The following is a 25,602-nucleotide window of genomic DNA, read 5'->3' on the forward strand; positions in this document are numbered from 1 at the left end:
GTTTTATGAACAGTTAAAAAGCCTCCTCCTCCCTTGATAACAAGGGGGAGGAGGCTTTTTTGTATTAGGTTAACTGCTTTGATCCTGTGTCCGCTAGCTGTGAAGCTCTAACTGTTGTCTGAATGGAGCTAACCTCTTCATGGACTTCACTATGAAGCATATGTGCAACGTCCGGTTGATTGGTTGAATCAGGAGTTGGATCTGTCTGATATGAGCCCCCTTGGTGGAAACGGTCAAACAAAGTATCAATTGGCATTACGATCAGTTTCGGTACCATCACCTCTTTTTTTTCGCTCAATTTCTCTGGACCCGAAGGATGGATGATACTAAATAACAGCTTTAAATATAAGGTGGACGCTTTCTTGAACAGTCCTTTGGGTAGCTCTTGAATTTGGAATCCCAGCTTCTCCGGTCCACGGTTAATCATACTTACTGCATAGAGGGCCTTTACACCCTTCATTCCAGAATCATGTCCAAGCTGATGGGCAAGATCAGGAAGCTGTTGCTTCACCATTCGGATTAATTGAATAGCCAAATGTACTATGGACTTTGCCGACGAGCCTAAATGAAACAACATTTTATTATCAAAATGAAGCTCTACTATCGGGTCTCCCTTTTTTAACCACCTACCGTTCTCCATGTTTACATTCGGTCCATGATAGGTACGGCGACGATAATAAAAAATCGTATCCTCCTTGCTTACGGGACGAAGCCGGAATAAAGTGTGGAATATCCGCTCATAGAGAAGCCATCCGAATACCAGCACACTTTTGAACCAGCCCGTACCGGTTATCTCACCAGTAGCTGAAACATGGACAGGCTGACAAAACAATGTATCCACCCGTACGCTGCGTAATTGTCTTTCTTGAGCGACCATCAGCAGCTTCTCCAATGCAATTAGCATATTCTGCGGGGCTTCTTCATCTGCCCCCAATGTGGTACCACAGTCATGGAGTAGCATCACCTCGCCACCCCTCAGCTTTTTGAGCATTCGCTCCGCTAACTGCTTCGCTCCAAGCCTCGCCTTCCAATCCCCGAACATGGAGGACCATAATACAATTCGACGACCATTCATCTTGGAAATATCAAAGAAATTCACAATTCCCCATGGCGGACGGTAGAAGGCCGTTCCCTTTCCCGTTACCCGGCGAATGATTGCCTCTGTTTGAGCAATCTGCCTTCTGACAGTAACTGGCCGCATAAGCCAATTCGATTTGTGAACGTAATTATGAATACCGATCAAATGACCTTCATCATGCATGCGTTTTAGAAGCTCGGGATGCTTTTCCGCATTTATGCCGACGACAAAAAAAGTGGCCTTAGCATCAAAACGCTTCAACAAATCTAGCAACTGCGGGGTATATACCGGATCAGGACCATCATCAAAGGTAAGCGCAAATTCTTGCTCGCTTTTGCCACGCCGAAACACTCTGAACCCAAAAATACGACTGACTAGCGCCGGAATAAAAGCATAAAAAGTTGAAATGTAAAACATCCATAACAGCAAAATCTGCACCTTTTATCCCCACTTTTCTATTCTGAACTCCCAAGCTGGCTCTCTGAGGAAAACTCACTTACTTATATATTATCATACTTGTAAGCATGCGGACATTTTGCAATTGCCTGATCAGCAATGAAGTCCAATTTAGTGTACAATAAGTAAAAATCTCAAAGGAGTCGTTGTATACATATGCTTCCATTGTACAAAAAATATTGGCGTACCGTCTTTGATATCGGTCTGATTGTATTAACCGTGTATTTAATTATGTTCGTTTCCAGCAAGCTGTATCAGTTGGCGGCACCGGTATTTCTATCGTTCGTCGTGTTCTGGTGCATTGAACCTGCAGCCCGTTATTTCCATCGCAAAGGGATGAAGAAGCCTTTCGCCTCCGCGCTTTCCGTATTGCTATTCATCATTGTTTTACTCGCTATTTTTTTCGGATTGGGTTTGATACTGGTTACGCAATTTACGAAAGTCGCGCAAAACCTCCCACATTATACCCAGGTTATCCAAACGGAATTCACGCGATATCTTCATCTTTCTCAAGATAAAATTGCTGCTTTACCTCCGGGTGTTACGGAACGTGTGAATGAATATTTTGCAACTGCGACTACGATTGCGACCAAATGGGCACAGCTCGGGTTATCCTTTTTCATACAATTTCTCAGTTCCTTCACTGTTTTTATGGGCAATTTTGCCGTTGCCATTATTTTAGCATTTTTTTTAAGCATGGAAATTAATCTTTGGAAAGGAATTGCCCGTAGCAAAACTCCCAAAACACTTAAAACGGCTTACCTTTTTCTAAAAAACCACGTGCTTAAAGCGATCTCCGCCTTTCTGAAGGCTCAAGCCCTGCTGGTAGGGGTTACCTTTATTCTTGTATTTATAGGTTTACTCATTTTACAAGTGGATAATGCCCTATCCTTGGCGCTTGTGGCGGCTTTGTTTGATATTCTGCCCTTGCTGGGTGTGCCTGCTATTTTTATTCCATGGGCAGCGTATCTGTTCATCACGGGTAATACTGGATTGGCTAGTGGGCTGCTTATTGTCATGGCTGTCGCGGTAATCGTACGCCAACTGGCGGAGCCTAAAATCACTGGAAATTCCATCGGTGTCTCATCTGCCTATCTGATGCTTTCCTTTGCTATTATATCGTTATCCATCTTCGGATTGGCCGGTTTAATTTTGTCTCCGATCCTGATTATTTTGCTCAAGGAATTGTGGCAGCAAGGCTATCTGCAACAATGGATTCGGTTTCCGACAGAAGAATTCGATGAGCCTCCGTTTATTGTTAAAATTCAGGAGGAAGACCGTGGAACTGCTCGTGAAGCTGAGGAGAATTGAGCTAGCAGATCCATCACCTGCCCGAATAGGACAGTAGCCTGATTGGCAGAATGCTTTGAAGCATTTTGTACCAGAACGGCAACGGCATAACGAGGTCGCTCTACCGGACCGTAACCGATAAACCATTGGTGATTTACAGGGCGACCGTTCTTTAAGGCTTGAGCTGTACCCGATTTTCCAGCCAAATGCCATATTTTATCACGCAAGGATGCACCTGTGCCGCGGGCCACGACTTCTTCCATTGCCTCGCGGAGCGCGCGAGCCGTGGAGGCATGAACGGGGTGGCTTCCCTGGGGAGCAGGTGAAGCGTGAGCAGGCAGCTCCAGCATGGTGCCTCCATCTGCGTAGCTGATTCGATTCACAAGGCGTGGAGCATGGACCTGTCCATCGTGCAGCAAGGTGACGATGAGATTGGCGGCTTGGAGAGGCGTGACCAGCACGTCGCGCTGACCAATAGCCGTCTGTACACGTACGCCCGGATCTGCGGCATGGGTATAGGAGCCGAATACGGCTCCCTTTTCCTCGTGGTCCAGCGGTCTGAATTGCGGTAGTCCTGCAAGATTTCGCTCCTGCCAGCCCACTGTTCGACTCAACCCCAGCGCAGAGGCCGCCGCCTGAATCTGCTCAGGTTTAAGCCGTTCGCCAAGATGAGCGAACACGATATTACAGGATACGGCAAGCCCCCCCTCAAGGTTCAGGGTGCCGTGTCCTTCTTTTTTCCAGCAAGTCAAACCGTACTTGCCATAGGTTCCATGGCAATGAAACTGCTCCTTCGGTTGGACAACACCTGATTCAAGTGCGGCCGCAGCCGTAACCAGTTTAAAAATGGAACCGGGGGTTACCGCCTTGAGCGCATGATTCGACCAGTCTGTCGTCTGCTGCGGATTGACACGAACGGGATTATAAAAAGGACGAGACACCATCGCCAGCACATCCGCATTGCCCGCATCAAGTACAACCACCGCACCTTCTGCCAGATGATTGGCTTCCGTCAGCTTTTCAAGCTGCTCCTGTAAGGAAAGATCAATGGTGGTCTGCACCTGTAGCGGATAGTGATCATTGGATGGAGCACTGACCCTCAGCGGTACATGAGCCAGCGGACGACGCTGCGCATCCACCGACCGGGAGACGAACGTTTCACCGACGCCGCTCAGCAGCGGCTCCAGCGTTCTTTCCAGCCCGGCTGCCCCGATCGGCAGTTCACGCGCTCGGTCGGCACGCTCATACAGAAAGCCAAGCCATTGCCTGCCATTAGGCAGATCCGCATAGCGCTTCGCATAAGGTACAAGCTCGATGAGTGAAGGAGCTAGCTTCAGCAGCTTACCTGCTTCATTCGGCCTGATTTGTACGGGCTCTCCGCGCCCATCGCGCCATATTAGCGGTGATTGCAGACCTTTCCATCGTGTCAGCAGTTGCTTCTTATTCGTCTGCAGCAGCCTGGCGAGCTCTTCGCCATGGAGAGCCGCTTTGCCGTCAACATCGGGAAAAAGCACAGGCACCCAGACTACATCCCCTGTCAATGATAGCCCATTTCGATCTGTAAACTGTCCACGCCCAGAGTCGATAGCAATTCCCTCCTGACGCTGACGTACAGACATTTCCTTCAGCGAATGTCCCCCGTAAGCAGACATATGTATTCCCGCCGTTCCCTGAATCCAAGCCAGTCGGAGTAGTAAAATGAGCAGCAGTGCCATGATCCCCAAGGCCATATATGCAATTCGACGTTTTCGCATGAAGCTGTTGCCACGCCTCGGCACACGCATCCTTCTTTCATCTTTTTCCAGTAGTATGTCCTGTAGCTAAAAAAGAAAACCCATTCCGCTTTTAAACACGGGAATGGGTTTTCTGTCGTTAACTATAAAAAATTAGCAACTACCATTTTTTATTACATTTACACTGTAAACCGTGAAAGCTGTTCCTTCAGTTTCACGGATACACCTTCCAGCTTATCAGACAAGCCTACCAGTTGATTACCGATATTTGCCTGCTCATTACTGAGAGAAGCGACTTCCTGTGAAGTGGCCGAGGATTGCTCGGCTACAGCGCTTACATTGGTCATCGCCTCAGATAAAGTTGTCTGCGATTCACTCAATTCCTGAATGGATGAGGTGACGGTTCCCAGTCGAAGCGCGAACTCTCCCATTTGCTGCTGTACCGATTGGAAAATGTCCGTCGTCACCTGTACGGCTCCCATCTGCTCACGGAACAGTGGATACACCTCTGATAACGCCTGAACCGTTTCATTCATCTCATTGACGATGTTGTTAATAATTCCTGAGGCCGTATGAATGGCTTGACGTGATTGCTCGGCCAGCTGCCGAACCTCATTCGCCACCACCATAAAGCCAAGTCCGGCGGTTCCTGCCCGTGCCGCTTCAATCGTCGCGTTCAGTGACAGAATATTTGTTTGTTTAGCAATATCCTGTAATACATCCAGCACCCGAAAGACATCGGAAGTTGTCTTTTTCAACTCATCTACCTTGCCTACCAGAGCATGCGTAGTTTCTTCTGTAACCTGCGTCTTGTTCAACAGGTTTTTCAGCTGAACCGTCCCTTTTTCACTGGATTGTTCAACCTCCTGCGCGGCCAAGCTCATTTCATGATTAGAAGCCATCACCATATCCATTTGCTGAGATATATTTCCGGTTAATCCGCTGCCACGTTCAGCCTCTGTTGCCAAACTGGTGGAGCCATGTGCAATTTCCTCAGTTGCGGCTGCAATTTCCTTGGCTGAAATTGCCGTCTTCTTCGAGGCATCACTCAATTCCGTTGCTGTATTCAGAACCTCCTGAGCCGATGCATTCGTCTGCTCTACCAGCAATGTGATTTGCTCCATCATCATGTCAAAGCTGACCGACAACTGGCCAATTTCATCCTGAGCCTTATAATTCGTTCGGATCTGCAAATTACCTTTGGCTCCTTCGATCATTAAATCTTTCAAATGGGTCAACGGGCGCGCCACGAGGCGTACGATCCACAGGCCAATGAACAATGCAATGAGTGCAGCCACCGCAGCAAATATCCAGGTTGTTGTTAAAATCCCCCTCGCGTCTTTAACCAGTTCAGATACAGATATTACACCCACGAGAATCCACTTGGAGGTTCCCAGCGTATTATGAACGGTAAGCACATTTTGTTCTTTCCCATTTGCTTCCTGCTCCATAATTTGATTTCCTTCGATTCCTTCTAGTTTGGAAACGTAATCCAGCTTTTTCTTTCCTCCTGCCAAGCTGTCCATGTTAGAGCCTACAAATTCACCCTTGTCTGTCACAAGGCTTATCATACTGCCTGAGCCCAAATTAACACTTTTCAGCTCGTCCTCCACCACACTGGACTTTAAATCCATAACCAGAACGTAAGTCCCTCCCAGCCCGGACATACTGTTCATGGAGCGTGCCAGACGGAAGGTCTTGCTTCCATTGTCATTCACCTGCGTAGGTAGCCAAATAATTCCCTTGTTTTTCAAAATATCCTTAAACCATGCTTCCTGCCGAACATCCTTTTGTGTGCCTGTGCCCATTGCCGCTAAACTGGTTTCTTCCGGGTATAAGTACAATGAATCAATCGCTTTATTCGTAAAAGCAAGATTTGTAAGTTTCTTGTTTACTTCACCCATAGCGACAAAAGATTCAAAAGAGTTTTTTTCTTGCTTTGCTGCCTTTTGCAGCTGATCACTTAGTTCAGTATCAAAAAATACCTGTGTCGAGGTGTCTTGAAAACGTTCTAAAATAATATCCAGCTTTTCCGAAGTTTGCTGAACGGTTTGCTGATAAGCTGTGGCCGCATTTTGCTCAATTGTACTTTTAGCCTTATAGTATGAGAGCATCCCCAAGCTGACCACAAATAACATAATTGCCGCAAAAAAGATCAGGAACAATTTCATTCCAACGGAACGGATCGGATTATAGTTTTTGACCAAATGCATGAAATCCTTACTGTACATTTCTGGCTTAAGTAACCGCTTTAAATTAGATGTACTCTTACGGGTGGCTTTAGCAACCCAGGGGAGAACCTGCGAGGAAACTCTTGCCGTTTGTGCACTGTTATCCGTTGTTGCCTTGCTGTCCTTCGATCCTTTCATAAGATCTGTTTTCTTTGCTAGCCTTTTTGTTGTATTCCCCTCTTTTTTCCGAAAACCCATCCATCTCACCTACCACCATATGATTAGTTTCCTGTTCCACGTCATCCGTTATGTATCTATTATCTATATAACATCTATCGGAACTATTCGACACGAAATGTAGCTTTCCTTTGAGGAATGACTAAATTTTGTGAAACTTTTTTCCTAGAAAAGTATTCAAAAAAAAGCCTCTCCAACCGATAGGAGAGACTTTTTGGATCTTTTAACCCGAGACTTAAGGCCTGTTCACTTCTTTTTACGCATCATGTCGAAATACGATACAGGCTGATCTACCTTCATTTTAATCCGTTGAAGCGGGTGACGGGCAGCATCCAGCTCATTGCCTTCCTCATCCCAGATTGTTCCAACCTTTTGTTTAAAGAATGTTCCGTTCGGACCGAAAAATTCAATTTCATGACCTGGCTTAAAATGATTCCGTTGCTGAATCGTTGCGATGCCACTCGCAGGATCATAATCCATGACCAGTCCGGCAAAATCGTAAGGTACTGCCTTCTCTTCCGGCTCATAAATATGATCCTCATGATCCGGTGTATCGTAGAAAAAGCCTGTATTCAGCGGACGATTGGCGGCCTTGTTGATTTCTTCAATCCATTCTGGTTTGAGCACATAATTTTCAGGATCAGCCATATAGGAATCAATCGCTTGACGATATACATTCACGACCGTAGCCACATAATGAATGGACTTCATACGTCCCTCCACTTTAAAGCTGTCTACACCGACATCAATCAGATCGGGAATATTTTCAATCATGCACAGGTCCTTGGAACCCATAGAAAAAGCATTATCTCCTTCTTCAAACAGCGGAAGCTGGTTAACGCCGAGTTGGAACTGCTTCAGCACATTATTGTCCTGCGCCTCTTCCTCAGATATCCACACCTCGCCCGGTCGAGCATCCTCGAACAGGTCGTATTTCCAGCGACAAGACTGACAGCATCCCCCACGATTGGAATCCCGGTCTGTAAAGTGATTGGATAACACACAGCGACCAGAGAATGAAGAACACATTGCACCATGGACAAAAGCTTCAATCTCGATATCTACATGCTTTTTAATTTCCTCAATTTCCTCCAAGCTGGTCTCACGTCCCAAGACAACACGTGGCAGTCCCTCGTCTTTCCAGAACTTTACCGCTTGCCAGTTCAGTGTGGATTGCTGTGTGCTCAAATGCACTTCCAAGCCCGGAACAGCACGCAATGCTACAGATACAATGGCCGGATCAGCAACGATAACAGCATGAATTCCTACCTCGTACAGATTGCGCAGATATTCCTCGATCCCTGCAATATCTTCATTGTGAGCATAGATGTTCGTGGCCACAAGCACCTTGGCACCGTACTTGTTGGCGAATTCCACACCTTCCCGCATTTCCTCAAAACTGAAATTGTCGGCGTTAGAACGCAGACCGTATTTTTGTCCACCAATATATACAGCATCCGCGCCATAGTGAACCGCAAACTTCAGCTTTTCCAGATTTCCGGCAGGAGCGAGCAGCTCCGGCTTATCCAGACGATTCCGCTTGCCATTATATTTTCTCGTTTTGGTCAACGTTCCCATGACGTTCCCCCCCTTGTGTGTTCGTGTAGTATTAATAAACCTGCTCTTTATAGAAAAATCCAAAGGATAGCTCGCGTTCAGGGTCTTGAAGACGACGAACCTCATCCAGCCAGCTTTCATCATACGCATAAGCTTTTGGATCAGCTGTATAGGTGTCAATGGCTTTACGATAGGCACGAACAACTGCCGCATTGTAAGCCGTAGGTTTTAACAGTCCTTCGATCTTAAAGCTGTGTACGCCTGCCTCCATCAGAATATGCAGGTCCTCCATGATGCAGAAATCATCCGAACTCATAATATGCGTCCCGTTTATATCCTCATAGATAGGGAACTTCTCTTCCTGTCGCTCGGCTTCAATCAGGAATAAGCCGCGCTCCTTGCCCAGATTGCCTTCTACCGGGCGTCCCTGATGCAGCATATAGCTTTGTACAAGCTTACGCTTGGAATGATAAATATTAGTCATGCCATGTACCTGAACCTGTGCCTCCATGTTCAGCTGGGGGATCATTTCCGTAATTTCGTCCATACTGAGCTCACGGGCCAAAATAACACGCGAAGCTCCCTTCTCACCCCAATAGTTGGCGGTTGCGAAGTTAGTGGTAATCATTTCTCCGTTCCAAAACAGCTTCAGATGGGGTGCATGCTCCTTCACCGCCATGAGTACCGACGGATCATTAAACTCAATGGCCTCTATACCGCATCCGGCGATTGTCTGCACATATTCGGGAAGAAGCGGCAACAGCTCGTTCGTCATCAAGTTAGTCATGGATACATATACCTGGGCCGCATGCTTCCGTGCTTCTTCTACCACCTCACGGATTTGATCCGGTGTAAAATGTCCCGGCAGCCTCATGCCAAAGCGGTCATCTCCAATCAGCAATGCATTTGCTCCGGCCTCTAGCATATGGCGGGCATCCTCCGGAGAGCTGGCAGTTACCAGCAGCTCGGGTTTGTAAGCCATAGGCTCACCTCCTATTTTGTCTTTCGGTTACTAACCTGAATGTTGTGCAAATGTTCTTTATATGTGGCGGCAAACAAATGTTTATGTGTTCCGTCTTTTTTAGTCACATAAAATAAATAATCCGTAGCTTTCGGCTCTAAAGCAGCCACCACTGATTTCAAGCTTGGACTTGCAATCGGTCCTGGCGGAAGTCCTTGATGCAAATACGTATTATAAGGACTTTTTATAGCCAAATCCTTATAATACAGCCGTTCCTTCTGCTTATCCAGCATATATTGAACAGTAGCGTCAATTTCCAGCTTCTTGTCCTGCTTAAGTCGGTTATAAATGACTCCAGCCACTATAGGCCGTTCTTCATCCACAACCACCTCGCGCTCCACCAATGAAGCAACGGTCAGCAGTTGATGCAGCGTTTCGCCCCGCTGCTTCAGCTTGGCATCCAGATCAGGTATGTTATTTAGACGTTTTTGCGTCTGCTCCAGCATCGCCTGAACAATATCCTTGATTGTGCTGCCTTTTTTCAGCTCATAGGTTTCGGGGAAGAGATATCCTTCCAATGCATAGCGGAGCCCTGCCTGCTTCGGGATATCTCGCACAAGCGAGACGTCAAAGGCAGACGGATCGTTGGCCAGCTGCAAAAATTGCTCCCGGTCTGCCAGCCCTTCCTTTTGCAGCTTATCAGCCATCTGTCTGATTGTAAAACCTTCCGGTATGGTAAAACGAATCATTTCCTCTTTGACAACGTCCCCTGCCGATAGCTTGGCTATTAGCTGATCAAAGGTTATACCAGGCTGCGCTTCATATTTTCCGGCCTGAAATGCGCTTCCCTGCTGTTTGAATTTTAGATATGCCTTAAATACGAGCGCATTACGTATAAGTCCCTTTTGCTCCAGCGTATCTGCAATAGCTGAGGTTCCTGTTCCCTTCACTACCGTAAATGGAACAGGCTGCGCTTGCGGCTGAACAGGCTGCATAGCATTCCAAATATAGAAAGCTGCTCCTCCTGCTATGATGACAAGCAGCAACAGCAGCGTGACCATCCTCGTCCTTCGCTTCAATCCACTCAACTCCTTCACAGCCAAAAAGGGCGGACAGGTCCGCCCTTTCAGGTTTGATCTCCTCGTTATCCAGGCTTACAGCTCCGGCAGCGTACATTCATCGTACAGCTCGGAAATATCCTCCCACTCATCATCATCTTCGATGGTGATGATGGAAATTTCGCCGTCTGCGGATGAGCTCACATGATATAGCTCATGTTCGCCTGCAGCAGCTCCAGGTCGACGTAATACGGCGTACCGTTGATTACCTACCTTGAACTCTGCTTCCAGCTCCATGCGTACCGCATGACCCTGTTCATCCTGTAACTCTACATCGCCGTCGAACGCTTCTTTTAAATCAGAGGTCCAGCTTAGGTCTTCACGTGAATAGTTCGTCATTTCCCGTCTTCCTCGTCCTCTTCTTCTACAAATGTATTAAAGGTCTCTTCGACGATTTCCCATTCAGCATCGTCTTGGATCACAAACAATTTAATATCATCGCCTTCTTCCTCATAACGGAAGGCGTAAACATCGGACTCATCAGCTTCAGGGTCCACTGGCGCAACCATCATGTACTTCGCTTCGGAACCGTCTACCTCAAACTTCATAATGACCTCGAACTCTTCTTCGTTGCCCTCGTCATCGGCAATATAAATAATTTCCGGCTCTTCTTCCATACCCACTTGATTTTCAGCCATTACGATATCCCCCTCACCTTGTACTGTGTGCGTCCAAATAGTTTTGCAAGATCAGGCTTGCTGCTAGCTTATCTACCACCTGCTTGCGTTTTTTTCGGCTGACGTCGGCTTCCAGAAGCGTACGCTCTGCCGAACGCGTCGTCAGCCGTTCATCCCAAAGGTGAACGGGTAATCCCAGCAACTCCTTGAGTCGGTTCGCAAACTCAATGCAAATCTCACCGCGTGGACCCACGGTTCCGTTCATATTTTTCGGCAGGCCTACAACCACCTCGCCGATTTCATGCTCACGGATTAAATCTGCAATTTTACCGAACTCACTGTCGTCACCACGTCGTTCTATGACTTCCAATCCTTGGGCGGTCCAGCCGAAGGCATCACTTACGGCGACCCCGATTCGGCGGTCCCCGTAATCCAATCCCATTACTTTCATGCCTGTCTCCTAACGGTGCTTCGCCAGATAGAAACGAACCAACTCTTCAATCAATTCATCGCGTTCTTTTTTGCGTACCAGGCTTCTGGCATTATTATGCCGCGGCACATAAGCCGGATCACCTGATAGCAAATACCCGACAATCTGATTGATCGGATTGTATTCCTTTTCTACCAGAGCATCATATACGGTCAACAAAATCTCCTGAGCAGAAGCTTCCTTCTCATCCGCCTTGACATTAAATTTGACCGTTTTGTCCATGGAATCCATTGTTGACACCTCGCTTCCACAAAACATGTGTACATGTTTATGCCAGCTTATTCTTATACATCATACCATAAGCAAAGCCCTTCAAGGAAATGTCTTAGTCCGGTTTTTTCCAAAAATCCGCAAAAATTATCGAACTTTATCCTTGAGAAGCTGCCGCTACCAGTTCATGCGCACGTTGAAGCGCTTCGTCCAGCTTGCTGGCATCCTTGCCGCCAGCTTGTGCCATATCAGGACGTCCGCCGCCGCCGCCGCCGCAGACGGCAGCAATTTCCTTCACGAGCTTGCCTGCGTGAAGTCCTGCCTTGGTAAGCTCTGACGGTACAGCTACGACAAAATTGACTTTGTCGTCCATAGCAGCGCCGAGCACCAGCACAGCAGCCGGAAGCTTCCCTTTCAGCTCATCGGCAATGGCACGCAGGGCGTCCATACTGGAAGCCTGCACACGCGCAGCCAACAGTTGTACTCCACCCGCTTGCACAACTTGATCCGTCAGTTGACCTGCCTCAATAGCACTCAACTTGCTTTGCAGCGATTCATTTTCACGACTGAGGTCTTTAATTTGCTGCTGCAAGGATTCGATGCGCTTCGGCACCTCGGACAGCTTGGATTTAACCAGCCCGGCCGACACCTTCAACAGCTCCAATTGACCTTCCATATATTCAAAACCGGAACGCCCGGTTACTGCTTCAATACGACGCACACCTGATCCGATACCGCTCTCGCTAACAAGCTTAAACAGTCCAATTTGCGAGGTATTGCTGACATGACAGCCACCACACAGCTCGATGCTGTAATCGCCTACCTTAACGACACGCACGATATCCCCGTATTTTTCACCAAACAGCGCCATCGCTCCCAGTGCCTTGGCTTCATCAATCGGTTTCAGCTCAATATTCACATCAAGCTGGCTCCAAATTGCACGGTTTACCCGCGACTCAATATCCGCCAGCTCTTCCTCTGTAATGCTTCCGAAGTGGGAGAAGTCAAACCGCAGACGCCCAGGCTCTACCAACGAACCTGCCTGATTGACATGGTCACCCAGCACTTCTTTAAGCGCTTTGTGAAGCAAATGGGTAGCTGTATGATTTTTCTCAATTTCTCCACGCAAGGCTTGGTCTACTTCTGCTTTCACCGTATCGCCCACGTTCAGTTCACCGGCTTCTACCACAACCTGATGCACATGCTGGCCTTGCGGTGCCTTGAACAGTCCTTCGACCTTCGCTGTTACCTTACCTCCACGCAGCAAGCCCTGATCACTGACTTGTCCGCCGCTTTCGGCATAGAAAGGAGTCACATCCAGCACGACCTGACAAGTCTGTCCTTCACTAACACTGTCCACCAGAACATCTTCATATACAATCGCCACAATTTTAGACTCAGTTACGAGGTCATTATATCCAACAAATTCACTTTTAACCGCCAAGTCGGACAAAGCTCCGCCCTGAATCTTCATGCTGGCATTGTCCTGATGGGCATCGCGTGCACGCTTCCGTTGCTCCTGCATCGCTTCATCAAAGCCCTCACGGTCTACCTTCAAGCCCTGCTCATCTGCATAATCCTCGGTGAGGTCAAATGGGAATCCATACGTATCGTACAGCTTGAATGCGTCTGCTCCGCTAATCATATCGCGGCCTTCCGCCTTCGCCTGAGCGCTGATATCGGCCAAAATAGCCAAGCCGTCTGTCAGTGTTTCGTGGAAGCGTTCTTCTTCCGTTTTGATCACCTTGATGATGAAATCACGCTTGTCCACGACTTCAGGGTAGTACACACCCATGATATTTCCCACCGTTTCCACCAGTTCAAACATAAATGGACGGTTCATACCGAGCATTTTTCCATAACGCACAGCCCGGCGCAGCAAGCGGCGAATAACGTAGCCCCGTCCTTCGTTGGAAGGAAGCACACCGTCACCAATCGCAAAAGCTACGGTGCGAACATGATCGGCAATGACCTTGAGAGCCACGTCGCTGTCCACATTTTCGTTATATTTGACTCCTGCCATGGCAGCCGTTTTCTGGATCAGCGGCTGGAAAATATCTGTATCAAAGTTGGAATCTACATTTTGCAAAATGGATGCAAAACGCTCCAGGCCGGCCCCTGTATCAATATTTTTGTTTGGAAGCGGCGTATAGCTGCCATCTTTGTTATGGTTGAATTGTGAGAATACGAGGTTCCATACTTCCAGATAACGCTCATTTTCTCCACCCGGATACATTTCAGGGTCCGTCATATCGCTGCCGTAGGCTTCGCCACGATCATAAAAGATTTCCGTACATGGTCCACAAGGGCCTTCGCCGATGTCCCAGAAGTTATCTTCCAATTTGATAATACGTTCAGCAGGAAGGCCTACTTTTTCGTTCCACAGCTTGTACGCTTCTTCATCTTCAGGATACACGGTGACAGCCAAACGCTCTGGATCAAAGCCAATCCATTTCGGATCAGTCAGAAACTCCCATGCCCACGTAATGGCTTCTTCCTTAAAATAGTCACCAATGGAAAAATTGCCGAGCATTTCGAAAAAAGTGTGGTGGCGACGTGTTTTGCCGACATTTTCAATGTCGTTCGTACGAATACATTTTTGCGAATTGGCGATACGTGGATTTTCAGGCTTCACACGTCCGTCAAAATAAGGCTTAAGCGGCGCCATGCCCGCATTAATCCACAGCAGGGAAGGATCTTTATGAGGAACAAGCGGTGCGCTTGGTTCAATCACATGTCCCTTGCTTTCAAAAAACTCCAACCATTTGGAGCGGATTTCACTAGCTTTCATATAAGTAGCCTCCTAGTTATGGTGTCACTTTGTTCTTGGCACAGGCCATAAAAACAGAAAAACGCCCCTGAACGGATCAGGGACGATTGTATCGCGGTACCACCCTGGTTATCGCCGTCCCTCTGTACGAAATACCACATGTGCAAGCTGCACTCAGGCATCTGTTTAACGGACGAGCGATCGCCTTGTTTTCACTGGTAACGGGAGCATCCCGGCGGGTTCAGCCCGCACTCCGAAATGAGCTTTCCCTACTGGATAAACACATTTAAACATACTCAATTCAGTATATCCGTGTCATTTAGCCGTGTCAACGCGATTTCAGACAGGATGCAAAAGGAGAATACACAAAATCAGATCGGTTTACGCTTCACATAATAAGCAAAAAAATGCTGAAGCACTACCTTTAATACGGCCATCACCGGAACTGCCAAAATCAGGCCAGTAATTCCCGCTATTTCTCCACCCACCAGCAGGGCGAATATGATGGCTATCGGATGCAGATGCAGAGTTCGTCCGACCACCTGGGGTGAAATTACATTACTTTCCAGAACTTGAATACAGGTGTTCACAACGGCGACCAGCAACACCATTTTGAAGGAAACCGTAGAAGCCATAACGACCGCCGGAGCAGCCCCCAAAAAAGGCCCCAAATACGGAACAATATTGAAGACCGCAACTACACCTGCCAGCAACAGTGCATAAGGCATGCCAATCAGCATATATCCGATGTAAGCCATTACGCCGATAATAACGCATACCAGCAGTTGTCCTCTAACGTAGTTGCCAAGCGCCTGATCAATTTCCTTAAGCACCGTTACAATCGCCTTACGGCGAGAACGCGGGAGATAAGATACAATCGTCCGTTCGAACATTTCAAAGTCCTTTAAAATATAGAAAATCAGAAATGGCACAATGAACACATTGAACAGCATATTGATCATGCCGCCGATGTTATCCATAAACGTAGAAATCCCCGTAGCCATCCGGTTTTCCAGTTGGAAAAACCACTGATTCATACCGGTTCGCACCCCTTGAGGCAAAATCCCGCTATCCATATTCGACATTAATCCCTGTGCATGCATAGTCAGCTCAGGCAAATGCTCATTCAGCTCATCCAGTTGTTCAATAAACATGGGGATCAGATTCATCAAAATGACAACAAGGCTGGCTAAAAATACAGCATAAATAAGCAGCACCGCTACACTTCGAGGCACCTTGCGACCGCCCAGCATATTGACAATAGGGTTAAGTACATAGGAAATGATCATCGCTACTGCAAACGGAGCAATGATCGTTTTCAGAAATTCATACAGATGCAAAAATAGTGGTCGTAGCAACCAGATAAAATATAGAATGACAAGTCCCAGCAGCGTCCATATTCCGTACCGGAACAGTCTGCTTTTGGTTAGTTGTTCCATATCGTGCCCCCTTACCGGACTAGCCTCCTTTAAGTATATGCTCGTACCTCTACTTTAATCCTTCCCCTGACTTTGGAGGCTTTAACATTGGAAGAAATTTCAATAATGACTATGAAGAAAGAATGAAAACAATTGAAAATGATTAACAAAGTCTTTCCATCTGACGATATTAAGTACAAAGAACCATTTAAGCTTTCACATTTCTGAATCATCGGGGGTCGTAGTATGAACTTAAAAATGAAGCTTATTCTCCTCTTCACCTGCATTGTTATCGTTGCTGCAGGGCCTTTGTCGGTCATTAGCTTGACAAGCATTAAAAATCAGGCCAACCGTGACATACAGGAGCTTATGAGCAGTAAAGCCACCGAAACCGTCAATCAGCTTGATGGATGGACACGTGGGAATGCCAAAATTATCGAGACACTGGCTACAGGTTTGGAATCAGGCAATATTCCGTCAGAAGCCAAAATAACTTCTTTAAAGGCAGCCTTTCAAAAGTATAAGGATCAAAGTATCTCTAACATTTATGCCGGATTTGAGAATGGAACCTACTGGGATGGCTCCGGCTGGTTTGAAGCAGGTTACGATCCTCGCGCCCGTCCGTGGTACAAGGATGCCAAAGCCAAGGGGGAAATGTATTATTCCTCACCGTATATTGACGCGGCTAGCACGGATTTTACGATTTCGATTGCCAAACCTCTCAAAGATTCCAACGGTTCCATTACCGGGGTAGTCAGTGAGGACATTTTATTAAACGATATGACAAAAATCATTAAAGACATAAACCTGAACGGATTAGGCTACGCATTTCTGATTGACCAGAATGGAGTCGTGGTCGCCCACCCAGACAGCAAGCTGGCCGGTAAAAACCTCAAGGATACGCCCGAGTTGGGCTCATCAACTGCGACCCTGCTGAGCGCACCTTCAGGAAAAACAGACTACAGCTATAATGGCAGTGACCGTCAGCTTTATTTTAAAAAAATGCCCAGCACAGGCTGGGTTGTAGGATTGTCTATTTCAAAAGATATTGCTTTTCAGGAGTACTACGCCACTCGTAATCAACTGTTGATTACTGTTGCTATTATTTTCGTCGTTGCTATGCTTTTGGCAGTCTGGGCCGCAAACAGCTTTATCAAGCCGATTCGGAAGCTTCAAGTGAATGTCAAACGGGTAGCTGAAGGAGATATGACAACACGAGTGGAAATTAAGGGTAAGGATGAAATTGCCAGCCTGGGCACGGATTTTAACATCATGTCGGATAATCTCTCCAACCTGTTGCGTAAGGTAGCAGATACAGCCGCCGATGTCAGTTCAGCTTCACATGATATGCACCAGCATGCCAAAGATACTGGAACCATCGCATCACAAATCTCCAGTGCAGTTCAGGAGCTTGCTCAAGGAGCGAGCGATCAGGCTGAGGCTGTGTATTCCGGGTCTGAGAAGCTGACTCACATGACTGATTCCATCAACCTGATTGGCGAAAGTGTCAAACGAACCCAATCCGCCGTGTTCGAGACAGATGCTGCCGTGCTGGCAGGGTATGAAACAGCAGAGCGTCAAGCGAAGCTGGCAGCTGAGTCCAGACAAACGACGACTGCGGCAGGAGAAGCCGTAGATTCGCTCACGTTGAAAACTCAGGATATTGAGCGACTGGCCGGTGCCATCCACGATATCGCTGCACAAACAAACCTGCTGGCCCTCAATGCATCCATTGAAGCAGCAAGAGCCGGGGAACACGGACGAGGTTTTGCCGTCGTCGCAGGGGAAGTACGGAAGCTGGCTGAACAAGCGGGCAGTTCCAGTGACAGTATCATGAGTAAGCTGGAAGAAATCAAAATTGCAGGACTACGAAGCGCGGAGGAAATGAAGAAGGCTCTTTCTGTAACTGTAGAACAGGAGCAGGCTTCCACCGCAACGAGACAGGCGTTTGAATCCATCCGTGGAGCTTCTCAGCATATGCTTATCCAAATTGAGGACGTTACCGCCGCGACGGATCAACTCCGTGTGAATGCCGGACATATTTCCGATGTGATCTCCAGCGTGGTCGCCGTCTCTGAACAGAGTGCAGCTTCTACCGAGGAGGTGGCTTCCTCCGTGCAGGAACAAGGCCAAGCTATGAACAATATTGCCAACCTCTCCTCCAAACTCGATTCGCACGCGGATCTTCTACTGGAAGAGGTCAAACGCTTTAAACTGTAGAAATAGTTTTCTCACAGAACCATGCAAAATAAAAGAGGGTGACCCTCAGGCCAATACAGCCACCGGGGGTCACCCTCTTCGTTATTTTTATCAAGCCTTATCTACCCATTCAGTTATATTTTAAGCAATGGGTTAGAGATCACTCCATAGTAGGCAGCCTGTCCGCTCCATGTGTAAAGCTTAAGAAGAAGCATGGATCTGCGGCAAGTCCTGTTGTACCATTTCATCTCCGAAGAACAGGTCATCCAACGAACTAAGCGTTCCATCCTCTTCTACTTGGTAGACGGACATTTTTTCACCATTCACCTGAAGTTCGATAAAGCATCCCCAGCAATAAAATTGATGGGAGCCGATTTTGCCGATATCTTTCGAATTACAATTCGGACATCTCAATAAACTCACCCTATCCATTCACAGAATATATGGCTTTTTCCAGACGCTGCTCGCTTAACGGGGGCACCATAACAGCATTTTCCCCGATGGACATATCTTCGGTGCAGGGCAGCCATTTCCGCCCTTCTATAATATCCGATACAAAACCATCGCTGATTTCCAAGCCTATTATGTTATTGCCCATTTCCTGATCAAAATAAACATCCGAAACGTGTCCGAGCATAAGCCCTTCCTCTGTCAGCACGGATAAATCCTTCAGTTTACCGGGTCCGAGCAAGTACGTATGTTGTATATCACTGGCTTCTTTTTTATGGACAACCTGCTGATTGCGAACCATGATCGCATCTTCACCATAAGCAACAATGTTTTCCCAAGCAACCACTTTCACCTGAGAAGAGAAAAGAGCTTTGCCCTCCAACTCGATCCCCGTAATTCTCCAATCCGCTGTCACCATAAAGTCATGTATTTTACCAATCTGCTTTCCGTCCTCCACATCGAAAACGGCGAGTCCGATCATATCTTGAAGCCTCATATATAGGGTACCTCCTCATTCTGCAAATCCGAACGAAGGTGCGGTCCTTTTCGTACATGCCTGTCAGACCTTGCTTCCGTTCATGCAATGAAATGGATAACCGCCCTCCCTTCTTACTAAATGCGGAGAAAACCCTAGTACCTAGTACGCAGCCGCTTCCATATGGTTTCAATTTTCTTGGCCGTGTATTCCATTTCTTCCGTAGTATTACCCAAACCGAAGCTAAAACGAATCGCTGAGTTTAAAACATCTTCAGGAAGATTCATCGCCTGCAGTACATGCGACAGCTCCAGAGACCCGGAAGTGCAGGCTGAGCCGCTGGCCGCTGCAATTCCCTCCATATCGAGGTTCATTAGCATGGTTTCTGTACCAATCTCCGGAAAACTTACATTCAGGACATTGGGTAAAACATGCTCCGGATCACCATTGATCACAAAAGCATCGCTTCCCAAGCTGTCTCCCAACGCTTTCAGCAAGGTCTGACGAAGCGTTGTATCGTGCGCCGAACGTTCCCCTATGGACGCACTGGCAATCGTTGCCGCTTTTGCCAGACCAGCAATTCCCGCGATGTTTTCGGTACCGGCACGGCGTTTTTTCTCCTGGAGTCCCCCATGCATTAGCGGCTGAATGCGTGTACCCTGACGGATATACAAAGCACCCATCCCTTGCGGTCCGTTAATCTTATGGCCAGATATGCTAAGCATATCAATCGGAAGAGTCTGGCAGTCTATGTGAACATGACCGAAAGCTTGAACCGCATCTACGTGGAATACAATGCCACGTTCTCTCGCAATCTGTCCTATCTCATGGATCGGCTGGATGACGCCTATCTCATTGTTGGCATACATCATGCTGATCAAAAACGTATCCGGCCGTATGGCAGCCTCTACATCCACAGGGTTCACACGCCCCAAGCCATTGACCGGAACGTAGGTTACCTCATAACCTGCTTTTTCAAGCTCATCGCAGGCATGAAGCACGGCATGATGCTCAATGGCAGTCGTAATGATATGGCCGGAAGTACGGCCATCTGCCGTAGCTGTCCCGAACAGGGCCAGATTATCGCTTTCTGTTCCTCCGCTTGTAAATATAATTTCTTCAGGCTTGCAGCCCAAAGAGGCCGCAACGGCATCCCGCGCAGCACTGACGGTGCGCTTGGCATCCCGGCCAAAGGCATGAACGCTTGAAGCGTTGCCGAATTGGCCGGTCATGATGTCCATCATAGTCTGCGCAACCTCAGGATGCATAGGAGTCGATGCGGCATGATCCAGATAAATTCTGTTCATGTTAATCCACCTCAAATATAGAACATATAATTGTCCAACTCATCATGTTCCTGGTATGTGATCAAGTCCTTCAGCGTTGTGGAATCCAGCACTTCTGCAATGCTGTCACGAATTCGCAGCCAGAGCTGGCGTTTGGCCGGATCGTCTTCTTCCGTGAAGTCGACTGGAGAAATCGGCCCCTCCAATACACGAATGATGTCTCCTGCTGTTACCCCTGACGGTTCATTCGCCAAAATATAACCGCCATAAGCACCACGGATACTTTTTACCAAACCTGCATTACGCAAAGGTGCAATAAGCTGCTCCAGATAATGCTCGGAGAGCTGATTTTTTTCGGCAATACTTTTCAAAGAAGTTGGACCTTCGCCAAACTTGGCAGCAAGCTCCATCATAATGGTCAGGCCATAGCGGCCTTTCGTTGATATTTTCAATTGTGCCACCTCACTTATAGTAACAATTCCGTTAAACACGCGGAATAACTGGCGTTGTAAACCTCTCTATTCCGATCCTAACCCTCAGCTTATGTTAACATATTAGGACAGGTAAAGGGAAACATTACAGTTACAATCTTAAAAAAAGTTGTTTTCAAGCGATTTGGAACGGCTTTAGCTCGTTTTATGTAGCTTTCTCCCATCATTCGCCTTATCGTTTAATCGTCCAAACATCGTAACTTATTATCGTTTATGTTACAATAGGTGGGTTCTACAACAATAATGAAAGAATTGGGTGATGACCATGGCTAAAGCCAATCATGAAACCCGTGTCGTCGTCGGGATGTCCGGTGGCGTCGACTCATCCGTTACCGCGCTGCTGCTAAAGGAGCAGGGCTATGACGTAATCGGCATCTTCATGAAAAATTGGGATGACACGGATGAATTTGGCCGTTGTACGGCTGAAGAGGATGCAGAGGATGTGCGCCGCGTCTGTGAGCAGATCGACATTCCTTACTATACCGTCAATTTTGAAAAAGAATACTTTGATAAAGTATTCTCCTATTTTCTTGATGAATATAAAGCTGGACGCACACCCAACCCGGATGTCATGTGCAACCGTGAAATTAAATTCGGCGAGTTTCTCAATAAAGCGCTGGATTTGGGAGCAGATTATGTTGCTACTGGGCATTATGCACGGGTTGTGGAAGAAGACGGCCGCTTTACTTTGCTGCGCGGTGTGGACAGCAACAAGGATCAAACTTATTTCCTGAATGCATTAAGCCAAAAGCAGCTGTCCCGGGCCATGTTCCCGATTGGCCATTTGCCAAAGTCGGAAGTTCGCAAAATTGCCGAAGCCGCAGGACTATATACGGCCAAGAAAAAAGACAGCACGGGCGTATGCTTTATCGGCGAGCGCAATTTCAAAGAGTTTCTGAGTGGGTATCTGCCTGCAAAAGGTGGAGACATGGTGGACATCGCTACTGGTGAAGTCAAAGGACGCCACGATGGTCTGATGTACTATACACTGGGTCAGCGGCAAGGCTTGGGTATCGGCGGCTCAGGCTCAGGCGAACCGTGGTTCGTAGCCGATAAGGATCTGGAGAAGAATATCCTGTATGTGGTACAAGGTGATCGTCACCACAGCCTGTATTCCACCGGCCTGATTGCAACCGATGTGAACTGGATTGAAGGCGAAGATGCACGTCCAACCGGGGAATTCCGTTGCACAGCCAAGTTCCGTTACCGCCAGCCTGACCAGCAAGTAACCTTGCAATGGCTTGAGGATGGAACCGTACACGTCGTATTCGATGTATATCAAAAGGCCATTACCCCTGGACAAGCTGTCGTGTTTTATGATGGGGAACGGTGCCTGGGCGGCGGAACCATTGATAAGGTAGAAAAACTTCAGCCTGAAACAGTTTAAATGATAACCATTTTGTGTCTGCACAGGGATAATTAAAAAGTCGTCTCTCCTGATTTGGGAGGGACGACTTTTTTAATGAAAGATGCAGATATTAATGGGCGCTTTCGTCCTTTACTGCTCAGGCACAATCCAGTAATCCCAGAATGATGTCAGCGATGTTCCTCTGGATTGGTTCTGTAGTGTGGTGAGATGAGCATCCTGTAATCAAGACGATGGGGCACTGTAGGTGTATATACAGATACTTGTTCTTCAAGGCTGTTTTTAGTCAATGGCTGGAAGAACTTTCATGATTTGCTCTTTATGATGTCTGTCATGCTGGACAAATATTTGTTGCAAAAAATATTCCATGGTGTATGGGCTATTAAGAAATTGACGGACAAAAGCTGATTCTGAAACCATTTCGAGTTTCCTAATCATTCGCTTGCGCTGAGCAATAGCTTCATTTAACAAATCATGCGGCTTCATATTTCTGCCGAACGCAACGGATGCATCGTTAAATGCCTGCACATCGAGATGCTCCTGAAGCGCGACTTGTTCATTGTTAATAATTTGTATAAGTGTCTTGGTCAAGCTTTTGTCCCACCCCAAAATATGGCTGATAATATCTTGAATTGACCATTTACCCTCTATTGGTTTGCAAAGTAACTCATCTGAGTACGGAGATAAATCAGAAAGAAATACAGTCCATTTTTCTAAATCCGCGGATACCTCAGCGATCGTTGACAATCGAATCCCTCCTACCACTCAATATCGCTTTTCATTTTATCAAATTATTCCAAAATATGGTCTTACTACTTATGCATTTACCTTCAATATAATCCAACTTCACTACTCCTGTTTCTGTAATCCCTTTACATAATCCTCAATTACATCGTCTAAAAAATTCAACCACATACACACAACACTTTTCTTATATTTATTTTAGAGATACTGATCAACCCATGTAAGTTCATTGACAACAGGATTTATGTATCCCCAAATTATATGATAAAGCTTACTCCATTTTACAGTCGAGCAGCAAGCTGAAAATTTCAAGCTAATCTATAACATCAATTATTTTCTCAGCAATCCATTGACATTCTTCAATGCTTTTGTCAAACTCCTTTTTAAAAGATTGTGTAAATATAACATGAATTTGCTCCGCTAATTCTTCTACAGAGTTTGTTTGATTACTTTTCTCATATATTTTGCGTATTTCCGAATAGTACTCATCTTCTAATAAAGGATATATTTCAATTGGATTCCATTCATTAATGGTTCGTACGATTTCATCGTTCATTTCTATACACTCCTATTCTCCAAATAACGACTTAGACAGTGCTTTATACATTTAGTGGTTAATCAACAGGTGTGATTTTGCTATATATTTTCATTTAAAACGCAAATAAAAGCCTGGAGTGTTTTTCTACACTACAGGCTAAAAATGCTTTATATTATTGGGTATTTTTACTTCGTCAGGACAAGCTCCTCCACTAGTTGGCTCTCTTGGATTGAATTTATTTTCCTACATACTCATCCAAAAAGCGATCTACTCTTTGGAAATATTCAGTGGGGTAATGGTTGATGGCATCGATGTGCTCCGTATTTTGCGGGTACCATACTTCTGCATTTGGGTCATCTTTTAAGGACTCGTAAATAATTTCTGTATTTTTATAACTAATTTGCTGATCTCCAGTACCATGAATGAGCATAACTGGCTTGTCTTTCATCTTTTTTACCGCATCCATAGGAGATATGGAATCAAGATCAACCTTAAAGACCCAATTTGCCATCCATGTCGAAGTATAACTGAATGGAAATGCAGGTAAACCTGAAAAGTAGGGCAAACCCTCTCTTAGAAATAGACCAGCATTACGAAAAGGACTATCCGCAATTACGGCTTTGATGTCATTACTTTCACTTGCGGCTAGCAAAGAAGTAGCAGCACCCATTGAAAAGCCGATAACTCCAATGTTATCACCCGTATGGTCTCTGGATTTTAAATAGCTTACAGCTCCTAGCAAATCGTATTTTTCATTGAGGCCCAGTGTAATCAAATCACCATCGGATTTACCTTGCGAGCTGAGGTCAAATGCCAATACATTGTAGCCTTTCGGAACGAAATGCTCTACTAACTTTTGGGTCCGCCCTTTGACTAAACGATTGCTCGTATATCCATGGACGACAATAATCGTTTTATTACTCAGTTTACCAGAAAGACCATTTGCAGGAAAGAATGAACCTCTAATCGTATTATCATTTTTCAAACTCTTGAACTCGACCTCTTCGTAGGGAGTTTTATCGATATTCAATCCGTAGCTGACATTAGTGTCTCTAGGATGGTGCAACAAGGTGTCTACTACTTTATAAGATATAAAAAATACAAGAGCCATTACAAGCAAAAGCACGATCCCTAGGCTCCATAAAATTTTCTTCCGTTTTTTTACACGAACGTTAAATGTCAGATCGGGTTGTAATGATGTTTGACTCATTCAGACTCCTCCAGTTTTTCTTTAGGTTGTATGGGTGCGAACAAATAAAAGGCATGCCCCTTCAGATTTTCCCACTCAGGATGATGAATAATACTTTCTCCAAGAGTTAAGCCCACTCCATTAAAGAAAGAGATATAGGCACGAGAGATCATTGATGGAGAAAAGCTTTTGTTGAATTCTCCCATTAACTGTCCCTTGGCATATACGGATTCGATCGCATCTGTCATTACCTTTATAGTTTCAAGGACTTTCTGTGTAAGTTCAGGGAATCTTATTCGTTGTCCTAAGACAGATTGAACAAGCCGCAATTCATTTGTATAGAAGTAAATATGGTTGAATTGTTCTGCCACCATGTTCTTAATCAATACGCCCGGCGTCCCCTCTTGTTGTAGACAAGCAAGCGATTTCACCTGAATATCAGCAAGCGGTTCAAGGACAGCGGCATAGTATAAAGCTTCTTTGCTAGGGAAATATTGAAAAATGGTTCCAGGAGTCACTCCCACACTCTGCGCAATGATAGCCGTTGTGGTATTAGAATATCCACTTTCTGCAAACAGGACAACAGCTTCTTTTAGGATACGTTTACGCCGCTCCAGTCTTTTTTCTTCATTGATGGGTCTTGCCAAATGTATTCCCCTCTCTTTAAACTAAACTTTAATTAATTAAATAATCAGTTATTTAATTAATAATATATCTTAAATTACGACTTATAGCAAGAGTAAATCTATCTTACTTAC

The 25,602-nt window shown here is 46.2% G+C and carries 23 protein-coding genes; 3 read left to right on the forward strand and 20 right to left on the reverse strand.

The annotated features are described in order from the left end of the window. Positions 1-64: 64 nt before the first annotated feature. Positions 65-1,516 (reverse strand): polysaccharide deacetylase family protein, encoded by a 1,452-nt coding sequence (locus tag GCU48_RS03950; protein ID WP_152379139.1) that lies wholly within the window; start codon positions 1,514-1,516, stop codon positions 65-67. Positions 1,517-1,690: 174 nt separating this feature from the next. On the opposite strand from GCU48_RS03950, the gene GCU48_RS03955 reads away from it, so the two are divergent. After that, positions 1,691-2,845 carry an AI-2E family transporter gene (locus GCU48_RS03955; protein ID WP_152379140.1) on the forward strand — a complete coding sequence of 385 codons (1,155 nt, stop codon included), beginning with the start codon at positions 1,691-1,693 and terminating at the stop codon, positions 2,843-2,845. On the opposite strand, the gene GCU48_RS03960 is transcribed toward GCU48_RS03955, so the two are convergent. The 11 genes from GCU48_RS03960 to GCU48_RS04010 form a co-directional block, all read right to left on the reverse strand. Next, positions 2,800-4,608, reverse strand: a complete 1,809-nt coding sequence (locus GCU48_RS03960) for a peptidoglycan D,D-transpeptidase FtsI family protein (protein WP_208811948.1) — start codon at positions 4,606-4,608, stop codon at positions 2,800-2,802. The two genes, GCU48_RS03955 and GCU48_RS03960, sit on opposite strands and share 46 nt — an antisense overlap. Before the next feature lie 128 nt (positions 4,609-4,736). After that, positions 4,737-6,986 carry a methyl-accepting chemotaxis protein gene (locus GCU48_RS03965; RefSeq protein WP_152379141.1) on the reverse strand — a complete coding sequence of 750 codons (2,250 nt, stop codon included), beginning with the start codon at positions 6,984-6,986 and terminating at the stop codon, positions 4,737-4,739. A 225-nt stretch (positions 6,987-7,211) separates the two neighbouring features. Continuing rightward, complete coding sequence (locus tag GCU48_RS03970) at positions 7,212-8,543, reverse strand: peptidase U32 family protein (RefSeq protein WP_152379142.1); 1,332 nt, start codon at positions 8,541-8,543, stop codon at positions 7,212-7,214. Positions 8,544-8,574: 31 nt separating this feature from the next. After that, entirely contained in the window at positions 8,575-9,504 is a 930-nt protein-coding gene (locus GCU48_RS03975; protein WP_152379143.1) for a peptidase U32 family protein, read from the reverse strand. A gap of 11 nt (positions 9,505-9,515) precedes the next feature. Beyond that, positions 9,516-10,544: an endolytic transglycosylase MltG gene (mltG, locus tag GCU48_RS03980; RefSeq protein WP_152382106.1), complete on the reverse strand. Its 1,029-nt coding sequence runs from the start codon at positions 10,542-10,544 to the stop codon at positions 9,516-9,518. Positions 10,545-10,637: 93 nt separating this feature from the next. Next, positions 10,638-10,940, reverse strand: a complete 303-nt coding sequence (locus GCU48_RS03985) for a DUF1292 domain-containing protein (protein WP_152379144.1) — start codon at positions 10,938-10,940, stop codon at positions 10,638-10,640. Continuing rightward, on the reverse strand, positions 10,937-11,239 hold the full coding sequence (locus GCU48_RS03990; protein ID WP_025682191.1) for a DUF1292 domain-containing protein: 303 nt from the start codon (positions 11,237-11,239) through the stop codon (positions 10,937-10,939). Before GCU48_RS03990 ends, GCU48_RS03985 begins: the two co-directional genes overlap by 4 nt. Positions 11,240-11,252: 13 nt before the next feature. Further along, entirely contained in the window at positions 11,253-11,669 is a 417-nt protein-coding gene (gene ruvX, locus GCU48_RS03995; RefSeq protein WP_025717939.1) for a Holliday junction resolvase RuvX, read from the reverse strand. Between the two features lie 9 nt (positions 11,670-11,678). After that, on the reverse strand, positions 11,679-11,939 hold the full coding sequence (locus GCU48_RS04000) for an IreB family regulatory phosphoprotein (protein ID WP_007431624.1): 261 nt from the start codon (positions 11,937-11,939) through the stop codon (positions 11,679-11,681). 136 nt (positions 11,940-12,075) lie between these two features. Beyond that, positions 12,076-14,709, reverse strand: coding sequence for an alanine--tRNA ligase (gene alaS, locus GCU48_RS04005; protein WP_152379145.1), 2,634 nt, complete (start codon positions 14,707-14,709; stop codon positions 12,076-12,078). A 350-nt stretch (positions 14,710-15,059) separates the two neighbouring features. Beyond that, positions 15,060-16,127 (reverse strand): AI-2E family transporter, encoded by a 1,068-nt coding sequence (locus GCU48_RS04010; RefSeq protein WP_025718633.1) that lies wholly within the window; start codon positions 16,125-16,127, stop codon positions 15,060-15,062. 225 nt (positions 16,128-16,352) lie between these two features. Between GCU48_RS04010 and GCU48_RS04015 the strand changes: the two genes are divergently transcribed. Then, positions 16,353-18,326, forward strand: a complete 1,974-nt coding sequence (locus GCU48_RS04015; protein ID WP_152379146.1) for a methyl-accepting chemotaxis protein — start codon at positions 16,353-16,355, stop codon at positions 18,324-18,326. Positions 18,327-18,506: 180 nt separating this feature from the next. Here GCU48_RS04015 and GCU48_RS04020 read toward each other — a convergent pair whose 3' ends face one another. The 4 genes from GCU48_RS04020 to cymR form a co-directional block, all read right to left on the reverse strand. Continuing rightward, positions 18,507-18,719 (reverse strand): hypothetical protein, encoded by a 213-nt coding sequence (locus GCU48_RS04020; RefSeq protein ID WP_025718630.1) that lies wholly within the window; start codon positions 18,717-18,719, stop codon positions 18,507-18,509. 10 nt (positions 18,720-18,729) lie between these two features. After that, a complete protein-coding gene (locus tag GCU48_RS04025) occupies positions 18,730-19,251 on the reverse strand; it encodes a PRC-barrel domain-containing protein (protein ID WP_152379147.1) in 522 nt (173 codons plus the stop codon). A gap of 134 nt (positions 19,252-19,385) precedes the next feature. Beyond that, entirely contained in the window at positions 19,386-20,537 is a 1,152-nt protein-coding gene (locus GCU48_RS04030; RefSeq protein ID WP_152379148.1) for a cysteine desulfurase family protein, read from the reverse strand. An 11-nt stretch (positions 20,538-20,548) separates the two neighbouring features. After that, positions 20,549-20,968 carry a cysteine metabolism transcriptional regulator CymR gene (cymR, locus tag GCU48_RS04035; protein WP_152379149.1) on the reverse strand — a complete coding sequence of 140 codons (420 nt, stop codon included), beginning with the start codon at positions 20,966-20,968 and terminating at the stop codon, positions 20,549-20,551. A 304-nt stretch (positions 20,969-21,272) separates the two neighbouring features. Here cymR and mnmA point away from each other — a divergent pair, with 304 nt between their 5' ends. Further along, positions 21,273-22,394 (forward strand): tRNA 2-thiouridine(34) synthase MnmA, encoded by a 1,122-nt coding sequence (mnmA, locus tag GCU48_RS04040; RefSeq protein ID WP_167518643.1) that lies wholly within the window; start codon positions 21,273-21,275, stop codon positions 22,392-22,394. A gap of 261 nt (positions 22,395-22,655) precedes the next feature. Here the strand turns inward: mnmA and GCU48_RS04045 are convergent, their stop codons facing one another. From GCU48_RS04045 to GCU48_RS04060, 4 genes are all read right to left on the reverse strand, one after another. Continuing rightward, the gene (locus tag GCU48_RS04045; RefSeq protein ID WP_152379151.1) at positions 22,656-23,120 is read right to left on the reverse strand and encodes a DinB family protein; all 465 of its coding nucleotides are present in this window, start codon (positions 23,118-23,120) and stop codon (positions 22,656-22,658) included. 310 nt (positions 23,121-23,430) lie between these two features. Further along, entirely contained in the window at positions 23,431-23,673 is a 243-nt protein-coding gene (locus GCU48_RS04050) for a DUF1871 family protein (RefSeq protein ID WP_152379152.1), read from the reverse strand. Positions 23,674-23,890: 217 nt separating this feature from the next. Next, entirely contained in the window at positions 23,891-24,865 is a 975-nt protein-coding gene (locus GCU48_RS04055; RefSeq protein WP_152379153.1) for an alpha/beta hydrolase, read from the reverse strand. Further along, positions 24,862-25,491, reverse strand: coding sequence for a TetR/AcrR family transcriptional regulator (locus GCU48_RS04060; RefSeq protein ID WP_152379154.1), 630 nt, complete (start codon positions 25,489-25,491; stop codon positions 24,862-24,864). The genes GCU48_RS04055 and GCU48_RS04060 overlap by 4 nt, the downstream gene beginning before the upstream one ends. Positions 25,492-25,602: the final 111 nt, after the last annotated feature.

The organism is Paenibacillus brasilensis, assembly GCF_009363115.1.
Taxonomy (GTDB): Bacteria; Bacillota; Bacilli; order Paenibacillales; family Paenibacillaceae; genus Paenibacillus; species Paenibacillus brasilensis.

Excerpts from the sequence above, each read along its gene's own strand:
- GCU48_RS03955 (WP_152379140.1), top strand. The coding sequence starts at position 1,691 with ATGCTTCCATTGTACAAAAAATATTGGCGTACCGTCTTTGATATCGGT.
- GCU48_RS03960 (WP_208811948.1), bottom strand. The coding sequence starts at position 4,608 with ATGCGTGTGCCGAGGCGTGGCAACAGCTTCATGCGAAAACGTCGAATT.
- GCU48_RS03965 (WP_152379141.1), bottom strand. The coding sequence starts at position 6,986 with ATGGGTTTTCGGAAAAAAGAGGGGAATACAACAAAAAGGCTAGCAAAG.
- GCU48_RS03970 (WP_152379142.1), bottom strand. The coding sequence starts at position 8,543 with ATGGGAACGTTGACCAAAACGAGAAAATATAATGGCAAGCGGAATCGT.
- GCU48_RS03975 (WP_152379143.1), bottom strand. The coding sequence starts at position 9,504 with ATGGCTTACAAACCCGAGCTGCTGGTAACTGCCAGCTCTCCGGAGGAT.
- mltG (WP_152382106.1), bottom strand. The coding sequence starts at position 10,544 with ATGGTCACGCTGCTGTTGCTGCTTGTCATCATAGCAGGAGGAGCAGCT.
- GCU48_RS03985 (WP_152379144.1), bottom strand. The coding sequence starts at position 10,940 with ATGACGAACTATTCACGTGAAGACCTAAGCTGGACCTCTGATTTAAAA.
- GCU48_RS03990 (WP_025682191.1), bottom strand. The coding sequence starts at position 11,239 with ATGGCTGAAAATCAAGTGGGTATGGAAGAAGAGCCGGAAATTATTTAT.
- ruvX (WP_025717939.1), bottom strand. The coding sequence starts at position 11,669 with ATGAAAGTAATGGGATTGGATTACGGGGACCGCCGAATCGGGGTCGCC.
- GCU48_RS04000 (WP_007431624.1), bottom strand. The coding sequence starts at position 11,939 with ATGGATTCCATGGACAAAACGGTCAAATTTAATGTCAAGGCGGATGAG.
- alaS (WP_152379145.1), bottom strand. The coding sequence starts at position 14,709 with ATGAAAGCTAGTGAAATCCGCTCCAAATGGTTGGAGTTTTTTGAAAGC.
- GCU48_RS04010 (WP_025718633.1), bottom strand. The coding sequence starts at position 16,127 with ATGGAACAACTAACCAAAAGCAGACTGTTCCGGTACGGAATATGGACG.
- GCU48_RS04015 (WP_152379146.1), top strand. The coding sequence starts at position 16,353 with ATGAACTTAAAAATGAAGCTTATTCTCCTCTTCACCTGCATTGTTATC.
- GCU48_RS04025 (WP_152379147.1), bottom strand. The coding sequence starts at position 19,251 with ATGAGGCTTCAAGATATGATCGGACTCGCCGTTTTCGATGTGGAGGAC.
- GCU48_RS04030 (WP_152379148.1), bottom strand. The coding sequence starts at position 20,537 with ATGAACAGAATTTATCTGGATCATGCCGCATCGACTCCTATGCATCCT.
- mnmA (WP_167518643.1), top strand. The coding sequence starts at position 21,273 with ATGGCTAAAGCCAATCATGAAACCCGTGTCGTCGTCGGGATGTCCGGT.
- GCU48_RS04050 (WP_152379152.1), bottom strand. The coding sequence starts at position 23,673 with ATGAACGATGAAATCGTACGAACCATTAATGAATGGAATCCAATTGAA.
- GCU48_RS04055 (WP_152379153.1), bottom strand. The coding sequence starts at position 24,865 with ATGAGTCAAACATCATTACAACCCGATCTGACATTTAACGTTCGTGTA.